Annotated in this window: 15 protein-coding genes, 3 tRNA genes and 2 pseudogenes; 6 read left to right on the top strand and 14 right to left on the bottom strand. The window is 65.3% G+C overall.

The annotated features are described in order from the left end of the window. Positions 1 to 218, top strand: a pseudogene (locus tag A5747_RS17910) (RNA polymerase subunit sigma-24); the annotation flags it as partial. On the opposite strand, the gene rplA reads toward A5747_RS17910, so the two are convergent. From rplA to A5747_RS17850, 12 genes are all read right to left on the bottom strand, one after another. Continuing rightward, positions 215 to 922: a 50S ribosomal protein L1 gene (rplA, locus tag A5747_RS17905; protein ID WP_076126663.1), complete on the bottom strand. Its 708-nt coding sequence runs from the start codon at positions 920 to 922 to the stop codon at positions 215 to 217. The pseudogene A5747_RS17910 and the gene rplA overlap by 4 nt on opposite strands. Positions 923 to 998: 76 nt before the next feature. Beyond that, a complete protein-coding gene (gene rplK / locus A5747_RS17900; RefSeq protein WP_076126660.1) occupies positions 999 to 1,427 on the bottom strand; it encodes a 50S ribosomal protein L11 in 429 nt (142 codons plus the stop codon). Between the two features lie 26 nt (positions 1,428 to 1,453). After that, positions 1,454 to 2,200 carry a transcription termination/antitermination protein NusG gene (nusG, locus tag A5747_RS17895; RefSeq protein WP_076126658.1) on the bottom strand — a complete coding sequence of 249 codons (747 nt, stop codon included), beginning with the start codon at positions 2,198 to 2,200 and terminating at the stop codon, positions 1,454 to 1,456. Between the two features lie 26 nt (positions 2,201 to 2,226). Further along, positions 2,227 to 2,688, bottom strand: coding sequence for a preprotein translocase subunit SecE (secE, locus tag A5747_RS17890; protein WP_076126670.1), 462 nt, complete (start codon positions 2,686 to 2,688; stop codon positions 2,227 to 2,229). Between the two features lie 58 nt (positions 2,689 to 2,746). Then, a tRNA-Trp gene (locus A5747_RS17885) sits at positions 2,747 to 2,819 on the bottom strand. A gap of 150 nt (positions 2,820 to 2,969) precedes the next feature. Then, a complete protein-coding gene (gene hadC, locus A5747_RS17880; protein WP_076126656.1) occupies positions 2,970 to 3,470 on the bottom strand; it encodes a (3R)-hydroxyacyl-ACP dehydratase subunit HadC in 501 nt (166 codons plus the stop codon). A 3-nt stretch (positions 3,471 to 3,473) separates the two neighbouring features. Continuing rightward, complete coding sequence (hadB, locus tag A5747_RS17875; protein ID WP_076126654.1) at positions 3,474 to 3,902, bottom strand: (3R)-hydroxyacyl-ACP dehydratase subunit HadB; 429 nt, start codon at positions 3,900 to 3,902, stop codon at positions 3,474 to 3,476. Next, complete coding sequence (gene hadA / locus A5747_RS17870; protein WP_369805130.1) at positions 3,889 to 4,341, bottom strand: (3R)-hydroxyacyl-ACP dehydratase subunit HadA; 453 nt, start codon at positions 4,339 to 4,341, stop codon at positions 3,889 to 3,891. Before hadA ends, hadB begins: the two co-directional genes overlap by 14 nt. A gap of 76 nt (positions 4,342 to 4,417) precedes the next feature. After that, complete coding sequence (gene rpmG, locus A5747_RS17865) at positions 4,418 to 4,585, bottom strand: 50S ribosomal protein L33 (protein WP_007167776.1); 168 nt, start codon at positions 4,583 to 4,585, stop codon at positions 4,418 to 4,420. Positions 4,586 to 4,627: 42 nt separating this feature from the next. Further along, positions 4,628 to 4,701, bottom strand: a tRNA-Met gene (locus A5747_RS17860). A gap of 46 nt (positions 4,702 to 4,747) precedes the next feature. Then, positions 4,748 to 4,820: transfer RNA gene (locus A5747_RS17855), tRNA-Thr, on the bottom strand. 107 nt (positions 4,821 to 4,927) lie between these two features. Then, positions 4,928 to 5,143, bottom strand: a complete 216-nt coding sequence (locus A5747_RS17850) for a type II toxin-antitoxin system VapB family antitoxin (RefSeq protein WP_076126649.1) — start codon at positions 5,141 to 5,143, stop codon at positions 4,928 to 4,930. 88 nt (positions 5,144 to 5,231) lie between these two features. Here A5747_RS17850 and A5747_RS17845 point away from each other — a divergent pair, with 88 nt between their 5' ends. The 5 genes and pseudogenes from A5747_RS17845 to A5747_RS17825 all read left to right on the top strand — a co-directional run bounded on the left by A5747_RS17845 (position 5,232) and on the right by A5747_RS17825 (position 10,653). Beyond that, positions 5,232 to 5,954 (top strand): MBL fold metallo-hydrolase, encoded by a 723-nt coding sequence (locus A5747_RS17845; RefSeq protein ID WP_076126646.1) that lies wholly within the window; start codon positions 5,232 to 5,234, stop codon positions 5,952 to 5,954. Between the two features lie 73 nt (positions 5,955 to 6,027). Then, positions 6,028 to 6,917, top strand: a pseudogene (locus tag A5747_RS17840) (hypothetical protein). A gap of 37 nt (positions 6,918 to 6,954) precedes the next feature. Continuing rightward, positions 6,955 to 7,650: a crotonase/enoyl-CoA hydratase family protein gene (locus tag A5747_RS17835; protein WP_076126642.1), complete on the top strand. Its 696-nt coding sequence runs from the start codon at positions 6,955 to 6,957 to the stop codon at positions 7,648 to 7,650. Between the two features lie 64 nt (positions 7,651 to 7,714). Then, the gene (locus A5747_RS17830) at positions 7,715 to 10,177 is read left to right on the top strand and encodes a molybdopterin oxidoreductase family protein (protein WP_076126668.1); all 2,463 of its coding nucleotides are present in this window, start codon (positions 7,715 to 7,717) and stop codon (positions 10,175 to 10,177) included. Continuing rightward, positions 10,174 to 10,653 carry a hypothetical protein gene (locus A5747_RS17825; protein ID WP_076126640.1) on the top strand — a complete coding sequence of 160 codons (480 nt, stop codon included), beginning with the start codon at positions 10,174 to 10,176 and terminating at the stop codon, positions 10,651 to 10,653. The genes A5747_RS17830 and A5747_RS17825 overlap by 4 nt, the downstream gene beginning before the upstream one ends. 164 nt (positions 10,654 to 10,817) lie before the next feature. On the opposite strand, the gene A5747_RS17820 is transcribed toward A5747_RS17825, so the two are convergent. Together A5747_RS17820 and cynS are read right to left on the bottom strand one after the other, a co-directional pair. After that, positions 10,818 to 11,831, bottom strand: coding sequence for a patatin-like phospholipase family protein (locus A5747_RS17820; protein WP_076126638.1), 1,014 nt, complete (start codon positions 11,829 to 11,831; stop codon positions 10,818 to 10,820). Continuing rightward, positions 11,831 to 12,298, bottom strand: a complete 468-nt coding sequence (gene cynS, locus A5747_RS17815; protein WP_076060940.1) for a cyanase — start codon at positions 12,296 to 12,298, stop codon at positions 11,831 to 11,833. Before cynS ends, A5747_RS17820 begins: the two co-directional genes overlap by 1 nt. Positions 12,299 to 12,302 lie beyond the last annotated feature (4 nt).

The raw sequence follows: 12,302 nt of genomic DNA, 5'->3' as shown, positions 1-12,302 counted from the left end.
CGGCCCGCCCGGGGGCGGGCCTGGCCGCGCTGGAGAAGGTGGCGCACGATCCCCGGCTGGCCCGAACCAATCTCGTCGCGACGGTGCGCGCCGATCTGCTGCGGCGGGCCGGCCGGCCGGCCGACGCCGTGGAGTGGTACCGAATCGCGTTGGAGTCCAACGGTTCCGAGCCGGGCCGCGAGTTCTTGCGCCGGCGAATCGCCGAGTGCGGCGGCTAGGCCTCCGCGAAGTTGCGGGTGATCGACGGGTCGACCGGAATGCCCGGGCCGGTGGTGGTCGACACGGTGATCTTCTTCAGGTAGCGGCCCTTCGACGAGGACGGCTTGAGCCGCAGCACCTCGTCGATCGCGGCGCCGTAGTTCTCCGCGAGGTTCTTCTCGTCGAACGACGCCTTGCCGATGACGAAGTGCAGGTTGGCCTGCTTGTCGATGCGGAAATTGATCTTGCCGCCCTTGATGTCGGCCACCGCCTTGGCGACGTCGGGGGTTACCGTGCCGGTCTTGGGGTTGGGCATCAGGCCGCGCGGACCCAGCACTCGGGCGATGCGTCCGACCTTGGCCATCTGGTCGGGGGTGGCGATCGCGGCGTCGAATTCCAGCCAGCCGCCCTGAATCTTCTCGATCAGGTCGTCGCTGCCCACGATGTCGGCGCCGGCGGCCTGCGCCTGCTCGGCCTTTTCGCCGACCGCGAACACGGCGACCCGGGCGGTCTTACCGGTGCCGTGCGGCAGATTGACTGTGCCGCGCACCATTTGGTCCGCCTTGCGCGGGTCGACGCCGAGCCGGATCGCCACCTCGACGGTGGCGTCCTGCTTGGTCGAGGATGTCTCTTTGGCGAGCTTCGCCGCCTCCAGCGGGGTATAGAGGTTGTTGCGGTCCACCTTTTCGGCGGCGGCGCGGAATGCCTTGCTGTTCTTGCTCATTGAATATCCAATCTGGTGTTGGGTTGTGGTTACGAAGCGGGCCGAAGCTGGCCCTCCCACGGGGTACGGCGGAGAGCTACTCGACCGTGATCCCCATCGACCGGGCGGTCCCGGCGATGATCTTGGCGCCGGCCTCGATGTCGTTGGCGTTGAGGTCGGCCTTCTTGGTCTCGGCGATCTCGCGACACTGGTCCCAGGTCACCTTGGCGACCTTGTCCTTGTGCGGCTCGGCCGAACCCTTGCTCACGCCCGCGGCTTTCAGCAGCAGCTTGGCGGCGGGCGGTGTCTTGAGCGCGAAGGTGAAGCTGCGGTCCTCGTAGACCGTGATCTCCACCGGGATGACGTTGCCGCGCTGGTTCTCCGTCGCGGCGTTGTACGCCTTGCAGAACTCCATGATGTTGACGCCGTGCTGGCCGAGCGCGGGTCCCACCGGCGGAGCGGGGTTGGCCTGCCCGGCCTGGATCTGCAGCTTGATCAGCCCGATGACTTTCTTCTTCGGGGCCATGAGATGTTGACGTTCCTTCCTGGGAGTTAAATCTTGGAGACTTGGCCGAAGGTGAGTTCCACCGGCGTTTCGCGGCCGAAGATCGACACCAGCACCTTGAGCTTCTGCTGTTCGCCGTTGACCTCGCTGATCGTGGCCGGCAATGTGGCGAACGGCCCGTCCATCACCGTCACCGATTCGCCCACCTCGTAGTCGACCTCGACGACGGGACGTTCCAGGCCGCCCGCCTCGGTGGCGGCGGCGGTGCTGGCCGCGCCCTTGGCGGCTTTCTTCGACGAGCCCGGGGGCAGCAGGAACTTCACCACGTCGTCGAGCGCCAGCGCCGACGGGCGGGACGTCGCCCCGACGAAGCCGGTCACGCCGGGCGTATTGCGCACCGCGGACCACGAGTCGTCGGTCAGGTCCATGCGCACCAGGATGTAGCCGGGCAGCACCTTGCGGTTGACCTGCTTGCGCTGGCCGTTCTTGATCTCGGTGACCTCTTCGGTCGGCACTTCCACCTGGAAGATGTAGTCGCCGACGTCCAGGTTCTGCACCCGGGTTTCCAGGTTGGCCTTGACCTTGTTCTCGTACCCCGCGTAGGAGTGCACGACGTACCAGTCGCCGGGTTTGCTGCGCAGTTCCGCCTTGAGCGCGGCGGCCGGGTCGATTTCCTCGGCCGGCTCGGTGGGAGCCTCGGCCGGCTCGGTGGGAGCCTCGACCTCAGGGGTCTCAGCGACCTCCTGCACGTCGACCGCCTCACCCGCGGACGTGTCACCGTCGAAGGTAGTCACGGTTTTCAGTCCTCTCTGTCACTCGCTCAGCCGAACACCAACAGGACCAGCTTGGTCAGCCCGAAGTCCGCGAGACCGACCAGCGCCACCATGAAGGCGAGAAACGCCAGCACCACTGAGGTGTAGGTGACCATCTGTTTGCGGTTCGGCCAGATCACCTTCCGCATCTCCCCAACGACCTGCTTGAGGTAGTTGTAGACGAACACGAACGGGTTAGCCGAACGGCCGGCGGGCTTCTTCGGTTTCTTGGCCTGCTTGCGGTCCTTCTTGGCTGCCCGGGTCTTCTTGGTCTTGCCCTCGTCCTCGGCCTCGTCCGGCGACTCGATGTCGACGTCTTCGTCGACGTCGGCGACCCGCTGCCGGGAGCGCTTGCCGGTGGGCCGCGCGGGCTTGGTCACCACGGCGGTCCGACTACCGCCGGCGCGGCTGTCGTCGGTCTCGCCGCTGTCGCTTGCGGCGTCGTTGGCAGCGTTGCCCTCGTCGCTCACCGCATGCTCCTTTGTTCGTTGGCTTTTAGTGTCCAGCATGGCACGTCTTGGCCGTCAGCAGGGGCGACAGGACTTGAACCTGCAACCTGCGGTTTTGGAGACCGCTGCTCTGCCATTTGAGCTACGCCCCTTCGCGGTTGGCAGGCCAACCTGCGCTTACCTACCGGGGCCTACACGACACGCGCGCTCCCCGTTCGGTGATCGCCGAACCGACGGACAGCGCGCTGTATTGGGAAAACCCCGAGGTCCGAGTGTACATCGACGCAGGAGTCAGATACTAATTACGCGCTTCGGACGACCTGGCCGGACTCCGCGTCCCAGCGCAGGTTCGCGGAACCGTCGCTGTACTGGCTCATCAACGTGGTATAGGCCTCCAAGACCACCTCACCGTCGTCGGTGGTGCAGATGTTCTTGGTGACGACGATGTCGGCGCCGAAGCGCTCCTGCACCGATTGGACTTCCATGCGGGCCCACAGCTTGTCGCCGGCCTTGATCGGCTTGGAGAACACAAACCGCTGGTCGACCTGGACGATCACCAGGGTCTCCATGCCGATGTCGACATGCCGGAAGAAATCCAGCTGGACCAGCTTCGCGAAGATGGTAGCGAAGGTCAGCGGTGCGACGATCGCGTCGTGGCCGAGTTCGGCGGCGGCCTCCTCGTAGAGATGGGCCGGGTGGTTGTTCTTGATGGATAGCGCAAACTGACGCAGTTGTTCGCGACCCACGACGAAATAATCCGGATACCGCCAGATCATCCCGCGGATATCGGTCTTGAGCGCCATGGGCTACGCCAGAGTCGCGGACGCGATGGCCCTGCCGAAGATCTTCTTGCCGCCCGCCGTGGCCGTGAGTGCGATGGTCACGGACTTGCTTTCCGGATCGACCGATTTCACCCTGCCGCTGAACACGAGCTCGGCGCCCTTGCCGTCGTTGGGCACCGGGACCACGGCGGTGAACCGCACGTTGTACTCGGTGACCGCGCCCGGGTCGCCGACCCACGACGTGACGTAGCCGCCGCCTAATCCCATGGTCAACATCCCGTGGGCGATCGCGGTGTCCAGCCCGACGACCTTGGCGATCTCGTCGTCCCAGTGAATCGGGTTCAAGTCCCCGGAGACGCCCGCGTAGTTGACCAGATCCTGGCGCGTCAGCGGGTAAGTCCTCTCCGGGAGACGGTCACCCACCTTCACCGAGCTGAACTCACGCAGTGGCATCAGAAAATCCCTCTCCTCCATCCTCACCGGCACGGCCCGCGAGAGTCGTGTAGGTCTCCTGCACGATGTCACCGGCGTCGTCGGTGACGATGTTCTTGGTCACGATGATCTGGGTGCCGTGCGACTGGCGGACCGAGTCCACATAGACGTCGCAGTACAGCTTGTCGCCGTCGACGATCGGCTTCTTGTATTTCAGCACCTGGTCGACCTGGACGATCTGCGCGTCCTCCACCGCGATGTTCGCGTAGTTGAAGAACGCGTTTTGGGCCTTGTAGCCGAACACAGAGATGAAGGTCAGCGGGGCCAGCAAACCGTGATAACCCAGCTCGGCGGCCGCTTTCTCCTCGAAGAAGGGCGCGTCGTCATTCTGGACGGCTACCGCGTACTCGCGGATCTTCTCCCGCTCCACTTCGTAATGGTCGGGATAGCGGTAATGCATCCCGACGATGTTGGTCTTTAACGGCACGGCTCTCGAATCTACCTAGTCAGTCTCAATAAACGGTCGCCGGTTCGCGCTAGCGGGTCTCGCGGTGCGCCTGATGCTTGCCACAGTTCGGGCAGAACTTCTTCAGCTCCATCCGGTCGGGGTCGTTGCGGCGATTCTTCTTGGTGATGTAGTTACGGTGCTTGCACACCTCGCACGCCAGGGTGATCTTCGGCCGGACGTCGGTACTGGAAGCCATGACGGTTCTCTCTCAAATCTCTCAAATTGCGTTGTTGTGTTGTAGCGATGGCCGGACTCGAACCGGCGACCTAACGATTATGAGTCGTTCGCTCTAACCGACTGAGCTACATCGCCTTGTCCACCCTGGGTCGGGGCCGCCACGCCTGCTCGGCATCCGCCGAGCCCCCTAACGGAATCGAACCGTTGACCTTTTCCTTACCATGGAAACGCTCTACCGACTGAGCTAAGGGGGCCGTTCGCCCGAAGCGACCAGTCGTCCCGCGGGCCTAAAAGAGGGTACAGCCTGGCTCGCAACGGCACCAAACCACAGGCGCGGGCCTGGAATTGCCGGGGGCAAGGTCTAACCGGTGTCGCTCCTGCGGCGGGGTTCCCAGGCGCTGAGGTCGCTGAACTCGTCGTAGTCGCCCTCGCGCTGATCTTTGTGAGCGGCATCCGTTTCGCCGAGCAAGGTCCGCAGCGCGAGATGGATGGCCTCGCGCGCGTCGGCCAAGTGGTATCGGCGTATCACTTCCTGGACAAGCTCGAAGTCCACGTCGATCTCGAACTTCTTCAGCATGGGCTAACGATACCCAGTACGGACCGGTTGAAGCGGCTGCTGGCGGGCGCGCCGGAAAGCGCACGGCGGCGGGTCATAGTCTGGTGAGGTGTCAGATTCGTCCGAGGACCGGCTGTACTTCCGTCAACTGCTTTCCGGTCGCGATTTCGCCGCCGGCGACATGTTTGCGACACAAATGCGCAATTTCGCCTATCTGATCGGCGACCGGCGGACCGGAGATTGTGTGGTGGTCGACCCGGCATACGCCGCGGGCGACCTGCTCGAAGCGCTGGAGGCCGATGACATGCACTTGTCCGGGGTGCTGGTGACCCACCATCACCCCGACCATGTGGGCGGAAACATGATGGGCTTCGAGCTCAAGGGACTGGCCGAGCTGCTGGAGCGAGCCAGCGTGCCGGTGCACGTGAATACCCATGAGGCACTTTGGGTTTCGCGGGTTACCGGGATCGGGCTGGGCGACCTCACCACCCACGAGCACCGCGACAAGATCAGCATCGGCGACATCGAAATCGAGCTGTTGCACACGCCGGGTCACACGCCCGGCAGCCAGTGCTTCCTGTTGGACGGCCGACTGGTCGCGGGTGACACGCTGTTCCTCGACGGCTGCGGGCGCACCGACTTTCCGGGCGGCGACTCCGACGAGATGTATCGCAGCCTGCAGCAGCTCGCGGCGCTTCCCGGCGATCCGACGGTGTTTCCGGGGCACTGGTATTCCACGGATCCCAGTGCCTCGTTGTCGGAGGTCAAGCGGTCCAACTACGTGTACCGGCCCGCCAACCTCGATCAGTGGCGAATGTTGATGGGCGGCTGAAAAACTCAGCGGCCTCAGGAATGCGGCGATATTCGCCCGGCACCTCTACTATCAGTCCAGCGAAATTCGTGCGATGACAGATAAGCGGAGGGCCGTTTCAATGGGGTGGATCCAGGACAGCTGGCACGGGGTCACCGATGTCGGGTCCAGCACCTGGCTGGCGTGGGCGGCCTGGGCGGCCATCGCGCTCGGCGTCGTCGCGCTGGTGTTCGCAAACCGGCAGATCAACCGCAGCCGCCGGTTGGCGTCGGAGCAGACCCGACCCCACGTCGCCATGCTCATGGAACCGCACGCCGCCGACTGGCACGTGATCGAGCTCGTGGTCCGGAATTTCGGCCAGACCGCGGCGTATGACATCCGCTTTTCATTTCCAAATCCCCCGACCGTGGCCGAATACGAAAATGCGTCGGACGGCTACGCCGATGTCGTCCCACTGCAGCTTCCCCGCGAGCTGCCGGTACTAGCGCCCGGCCAGGAATGGCGAATGGTGTGGGATTCCGCGCTCGACCGCGGCGAAATTGGAAGCGGTATCGAGTCGCGCTTTACCGGCAAGGTGATCTACTACGACCGCCCCGATGCGCCGCGCGGATGGCGGTTCTGGCAGCGCGAACGCCGCCCGCTGGAGACCAGCGTGGTGCTGGACTGGGAGGCCCTGCCACCCGTTCAGCGCATCGAGTTGATGACGACGCACGACCTGGCGAAGCGGGAAAAGCAGAAGCTGGAACTGCTGCGCGGGCTGCTCACCTACTTCCACTACGCGAGCAAGGAAACGCGTCCCGACGTGTTCCGCAGCGAGATCGAACGAATCAACGGCGCGGTGCAGGAAACCCAGGACCGGTGGCGCACCCGGCAGCTCGACGAACCCACCGATGTCAGCCTGCGCTGGGGTAACGCCGAAAACGAACTGGGCAAGCATCGCGGCCAGCACGTGTGACGGCGGGCCGGCTGCGGGGATCGATCTGATTCAATCGACTGCGCGTCCGTATCAAAGGAGTGAGCCATGAGCGGCCCGGTCACCTACAGCCGTAACGAGTCCATCGCGGTCATCCGCATGGACGACGGCAAAGTCAACGCGCTGGGCCCGACCATGCAGCAGGCCCTCAACGACGCCATCGACCAGGCCGACAGTGACGATGTGGGCGCGGTGGTGATCGCCGGCAACGAGAGGGTGTTCAGCGGCGGATTCGACCTGAAGATTCTGACCTCGGGTGAGGTGCAGCCGGCGATCGACATGCTCAGGGGCGGCTTCGAGCTGGCGCATCGACTGTTGTCCTACCCGAAGCCGGTGGTAATGGCCTGCACCGGCCACGCCATCGCGATGGGGGCGTTCCTGTTGTCGTCCGGCGATCACCGGGTGGCCGCGCATGCGTACAACATTCAGGCCAACGAGGTCGCTATCGGGATGATCATCCCGTATGCCGCTCTGGAGATCATGAAGCTGCGCCTGACGCGTTCGGCGTACCAGCAAGCAACCGGCCTGGCCAAGACGTTCTTCGGCGAGACCGCCCTCGCGGCGGGCTTTGTCGACGAGATCGTCCTGCCCGAGATGGTGCTCAGCCGCGCCGAAGAAGCCGCGCAGGAATTCGCTGGCCTGCACCAGCACGCGCACGCCGCGACCAAGTTGCGCGCCCGCGCCGACGCGCTGGCGGCCATCCGCGCCGGAATCGACGGGATAGAGGCCGAGTTCGGCGTGTAGTTCGGCGTCCGACCGTCCGCCGCAGCGGTTTTGAACAGTCACCCCCGGGTACGCCTCACGGGTGGTGGCAACCGACCGAATCGCACACCCGTGGGGCAGGCGGACGCCGTACGAGCCGGGCCAGCCGTGGCCTTTGCGCGTCGACGATTACCTGGCGGGTGACATCAGCCCCGAGTCGGTGGACCAGTGGGTGCAATCGGCGGCGGTGCTGCACTCCAACGGCGACGGACTCGACATCGCCGTCAAGGACGGGCGCATCGTCGGCGTCCGGGGGCGTCCGATAGACCGCGTCAACCGTGGACGGCTGGATCCCAAGGACCTATTCGGCTGGCAGGCCAACGCATCCCGAGACCGACTCACCACTCCCCTGATTCGCACCGACGGCGAACTGCGGCCCTGTGAGTGGGACACCGCCATGGACCGGATCGTGGCGCGCACCCGACAGCTGCTCGACGCGCAAGGCCCCGGGTCGATCGGCTTCTACACCTCCGGACAACTCTTCTTGGAGGAGTACTACACCCAGGGTGTGATTGCTCACGGCGCGATCGGCACCAACCACGTCGACGGCAATACGCGGCTGTGCACGGCGACAGCCGCTGAAGCGCTGAAGGAATCGTTCGGCAGCGACGGACAGCCCGGCTCCTACACCGACGTCGATCACGCCGACGTCATTGCGCTGTTCGGACACAACGTCGCCGAAACGCAGACGGTGCTGTGGGCGCGAATGCTCGACCGGCTCGCGGGCGCCGCGCCGCCGGCCATCGTGTGCGTGGACCCGCGGCGTACGCCGGTGGCGAGCAAGGCCACCGTCCACCTGGCGCCGCTGCCGGGAACGAACGTGGCACTGATGAACGGCCTGCTGCACGAGATCATCGCCCGCGACTGGCTCGACCACGACTACATCCGCACGCACACAGTGGGTTTCGACGAGTTGCGGCAGCGGGTCTCAGATTTCGGTCCGGAGCGGGCCGCCGCGATTTGCGACGTCGACGCCGACGACATCCGGCACGCGGCGCGCCTTCTGGGCACAGCCGAACGATTGTTGTCCACCGTGTTGCAGGGCTTCTACCAATCCCATCAGGCCACGGCGGCCGCCGTGCAGGTCAACAACATTCACTTGGTGCGGGGCATGCTGGGCAAGCCGGGATGCGGCGTGCTGCAGATGAATGGGCAGCCGACAGCGCAAAACACTCGCGAATGCGGAGCCGACGGAGACCTGGCCGGGTTCCGCAATTGGGCCAACGACGACCACGTCGCCGACCTCGCCGAATTGTGGAACCTTGAGGTGCAACAAATCCCGCACTACGCGCCGCCGACGCATGCGATGCAGATGTTCCGCTACGCCGAGGAAGGCACGCTGCGCATGCTGTGGGTCACGGCGACCAATCCCGCGGTGTCGCTGCCGGAGCTGGCGCGCGTGCGGACGATCCTGGCCCAGCAGCGGTTGTTCCTGATAGTCCAGGACATCTTCCTCACGGAGACGGCCGAGCTCGCCGATGTCGTGCTGCCCGCCGCCGCGTGGGGCGAAAAGACCGGCACGTTCACCAACGCCGACCGCACCGTACACCTCTCCGAAAAGGCCGTGGAGCCACCGGGTTCCGCGCGCAGCGACCTCGACATCTTCCTCGACTATGCACGGCGAATGGACTTCCGCGACAAGGACGGCCGGCCGCTTCCGGCGTGGACGGATGCCGAGTCGGCGTTCGAGGCCTGGAAGAAATGCAGCGCCGGCCGGCCCTGCGATTACACCGGCCTGACGTATGCGAAGCTACGCGGCGGCAGTGGAATCCAATGGCCCTGCAACGCTGACCATCCCGACGGCACCGAGCGGCTGTATGCCGACGGGAAGTTCTGGGCCACGCCGGACTACTGCGAAGCGTACGGCAAGGATCTGATCACCGGCGCGCCGCTGGAGCCCACCGAATACCGGGCGATGAACCCGGACGGCAAAGCCATAATCAAAGCCGCACAATATATTCCAGCGCACGAGCGGCCGACGTCGAACTATCCGTTCGCGTTGATCACCGGCCGCACCCTGTATCACTTCCACACCCGCACCAAAACCGCCCGGGCACCGCAATTGCAGCAAGCCGCGCCGGAGGTGTGGGTGGAAGTCTCAGAACCGGATGCCCGCCGCCTCGGCCTTACCGAGGGCGATCGCGTCGAGGTCAGCACGCCGCGCGGCACGATCGCCTGCGCCGCCCGGATCAGCGGTATCCGCGAGGGAGTGTTGTTTGTGCCGTTCCACTACGGCTACTGGGATACCGGCGACAACGATGGTCATCGCCGGGGTCACCACCGCGCCGGCAACGAGCTCACCCTCACCGATTGGGATCCGGTGTCCAAGCAGCCCATCTACAAGACCGCCGCCGCGCAGCTGGTGAAGAGCCGATCGCGCGGACGTCTTCCGGGCAATGTCTGCTATGCGCCGACCACGACGGCGTCGGCGCCGGTCAACGGCGCGGCGCCGGCGACCGAGGGCGGAATTGCGGCTCAGTCGGGCGAAGTGCTGGTCGACGGATCATGAAGCTCAAGCTGGCGCTTCGCGAGCTGCATCGCTCGGAACGCAAACTCGCGCATGAACTCAACGTCGTGGCCGCGCGCCACCACAGCGACCAGGACGTCTCGCACCTGGCTCGGGATCTGGCGGGATGGTCGCAGGACCATCTGGAGAAATTGGCCCGTCACGGCCGAAACTACGGTCTGCGGCTGACCGCCCGCCCCTGGACCAGCTCGCTGACGGGCGTTGTGCAGGCACGGATCAGCGACATGTTGCGCCACCGAGCCGAGCCGGCGCTGGTGCTATTGGCCGACCTGCGGCGGGTACATCGGCTGGCCGCCGGAACGTCGCTGGACTGGGAACTGCTCGGTCAAGCCGCGCAGGCCGCCCACGACGAGGAATTGGTGGGCCTGACCTCGCGCTGCCACCCCGAGACGCTACGCCAGATGCGCTGGGCCAACGCCATGCTGAAGGAACTCTCGCCGCAGGCGTTGACCAGCTGAAAGTTGGCGCGATGCAACATGATTCAGTTTGGTGGAGAAGGCGATGCGGTTGCCCGGGCAACCGCCTCCCCTCATGTCGCCTCCTCCATTCGGAAGTCTGACACGTTTGCGCGATGCCGTCACTTCACCCCGTGACCAGGCCATTCGGCCCGAAAGGGTGGCGGTCAACCGGCCCAGCGGAAGCGCTTGAGATACGCGGTCCAGTCCCACGTCGTCAGAAACTCTTGCGCCGCCTCGTAACCCCTGTCGTAGAGCTCTTCGAGGCGCCCGGGCGCGACGTCGAAGTCGAGCACGCCCACGTTGGTCGACTCGACCGGGATCGCGCGGGCGGCGACCCACGGCCGGTTGAGGTGCGTCTGGTCGTGGCCGGCCAGCATCGTGGTGAGCAGGCTTTCCAACAACGCCGTCTGTTCGAAGAAGCGCAGGGGTTTCAGCGCGGGCATCACCGCGAGGATGCCCTCGTTGAGCCTCGGCAGCACCGTGATCCCGAACGTGGGCCATCGTGGCGGTTTGCCGTCCGGCCGGTCGAAGGTGTCGATCGGGAAGTTCGAGAGCACACCGCCGTCGACCAGGGTCGACGTCTCGCCGCTCGCGCTCGTCAGCTTGACCGGGCGGTAGAAGAACGGGATCGCCATCGAAGCGCGCACCGCCTCGGCGACCGGCTGCTCGTCGGGGTCTAGCCCGTAGAGCCGCCGGTAATCCCACGGCAGCCGCACCAATTGCGCCGCGGTCAGGTCGGCGACGGTGACCACCAGCTTGTATTGCCATCCCTCGACCGGGTGGTCCTCGGCGAGGACCAGATCGCCGAAGGAGGTGACGCCCAGGTTCTTCAGCTCGCTGCGAATCCAGTCGTAGGCAACGTCGCCGCGGTACATGCTCGTGTCCCGCACCAGTCCCCACGCGGCACCGAGAAAGGGGACCGGCCCCGCATCGCGCCACTGGTGCAGCGGCACCGAGAAGGCGAGTTCCTTCATGTCCGCGCTGCTCAGCTGGCCGCCTGTGGACCCGGCCGCCAAGATCGCCGCAACCACCGAGCCGGCCGACACACCCGAGATCCGCTTGATCGAATAGCCGGCATCCATCAGCGCGACGATGGCGCCCACCAGACCGATGAACTTCACGCCACCACCGGAGAGCACCAGATCCACCGATTTCGGCTGTGCTGCCTTGACCGCCATTAGTTCTCCGCCGAAACCCAGTCGTAGGGAAGGAATTTCCCGTCGAATGTCACCACCACGCGGTCGCCCGACGGGTGCGGCTTCTTTTGCAGGTCGACGCTGAAGTTGATCGCGCTCATGATGCCGTCGCCGAACCGCTCGTGAATCAATTCCTTGATGGCGCCGCCGTACACCTGAAGCGCTTCGTAGAACCGGTAGATGGTGGGGTCGGTCGGCACCGTCGTAGGCAGTCCGCCACGCATGGGCGGGGCGGCCAGCACGGCTACCGCCGACTCGTCGAGACCCAGCATCTCGACCAAGACCTTGCCGAGTTCGACGGGGATGGGGTGCTGACCAAGCAATGCTGACGTCGTCCACACGACCGGCCGGCCGATAGCATCCGCCAGCTCCTGCCACGTTAGGCCGCGCGCGAGGCGGGCAACGACGATCTGCTCGGTGACTTCGTTTCTCGTCATGCGTCCCAGCATGCAC

The organism is Mycobacterium sp. IS-836 (assembly GCF_001954275.1).
Classification (GTDB): domain Bacteria; phylum Actinomycetota; class Actinomycetes; order Mycobacteriales; family Mycobacteriaceae; genus Mycobacterium.
This window is presented reverse-complemented; position numbering and strand designations above follow the sequence as displayed.

Bases quoted from the DNA above. Each gene is read 5' to 3' on its own strand.
- rplA (WP_076126663.1), bottom strand. From the start codon at position 922: ATGAGCAAGAACAGCAAGGCATTCCGCGCCGCCGCCGAAAAGGTGGAC.
- rplK (WP_076126660.1), bottom strand. From the start codon at position 1,427: ATGGCCCCGAAGAAGAAAGTCATCGGGCTGATCAAGCTGCAGATCCAG.
- hadC (WP_076126656.1), bottom strand. From the start codon at position 3,470: ATGGCGCTCAAGACCGATATCCGCGGGATGATCTGGCGGTATCCGGAT.
- hadB (WP_076126654.1), bottom strand. From the start codon at position 3,902: ATGCCACTGCGTGAGTTCAGCTCGGTGAAGGTGGGTGACCGTCTCCCG.
- hadA (WP_369805130.1), bottom strand. From the start codon at position 4,341: ATGCATTACCGCTATCCCGACCATTACGAAGTGGAGCGGGAGAAGATC.
- rpmG (WP_007167776.1), bottom strand. From the start codon at position 4,585: ATGGCTTCCAGTACCGACGTCCGGCCGAAGATCACCCTGGCGTGCGAG.
- A5747_RS17850 (WP_076126649.1), bottom strand. From the start codon at position 5,143: ATGCTGAAGAAGTTCGAGATCGACGTGGACTTCGAGCTTGTCCAGGAA.
- A5747_RS17835 (WP_076126642.1), top strand. From the start codon at position 6,955: ATGAGCGGCCCGGTCACCTACAGCCGTAACGAGTCCATCGCGGTCATC.
- A5747_RS17825 (WP_076126640.1), top strand. From the start codon at position 10,174: ATGAAGCTCAAGCTGGCGCTTCGCGAGCTGCATCGCTCGGAACGCAAA.
- A5747_RS17820 (WP_076126638.1), bottom strand. From the start codon at position 11,831: ATGGCGGTCAAGGCAGCACAGCCGAAATCGGTGGATCTGGTGCTCTCC.
- cynS (WP_076060940.1), bottom strand. From the start codon at position 12,298: ATGCTGGGACGCATGACGAGAAACGAAGTCACCGAGCAGATCGTCGTT.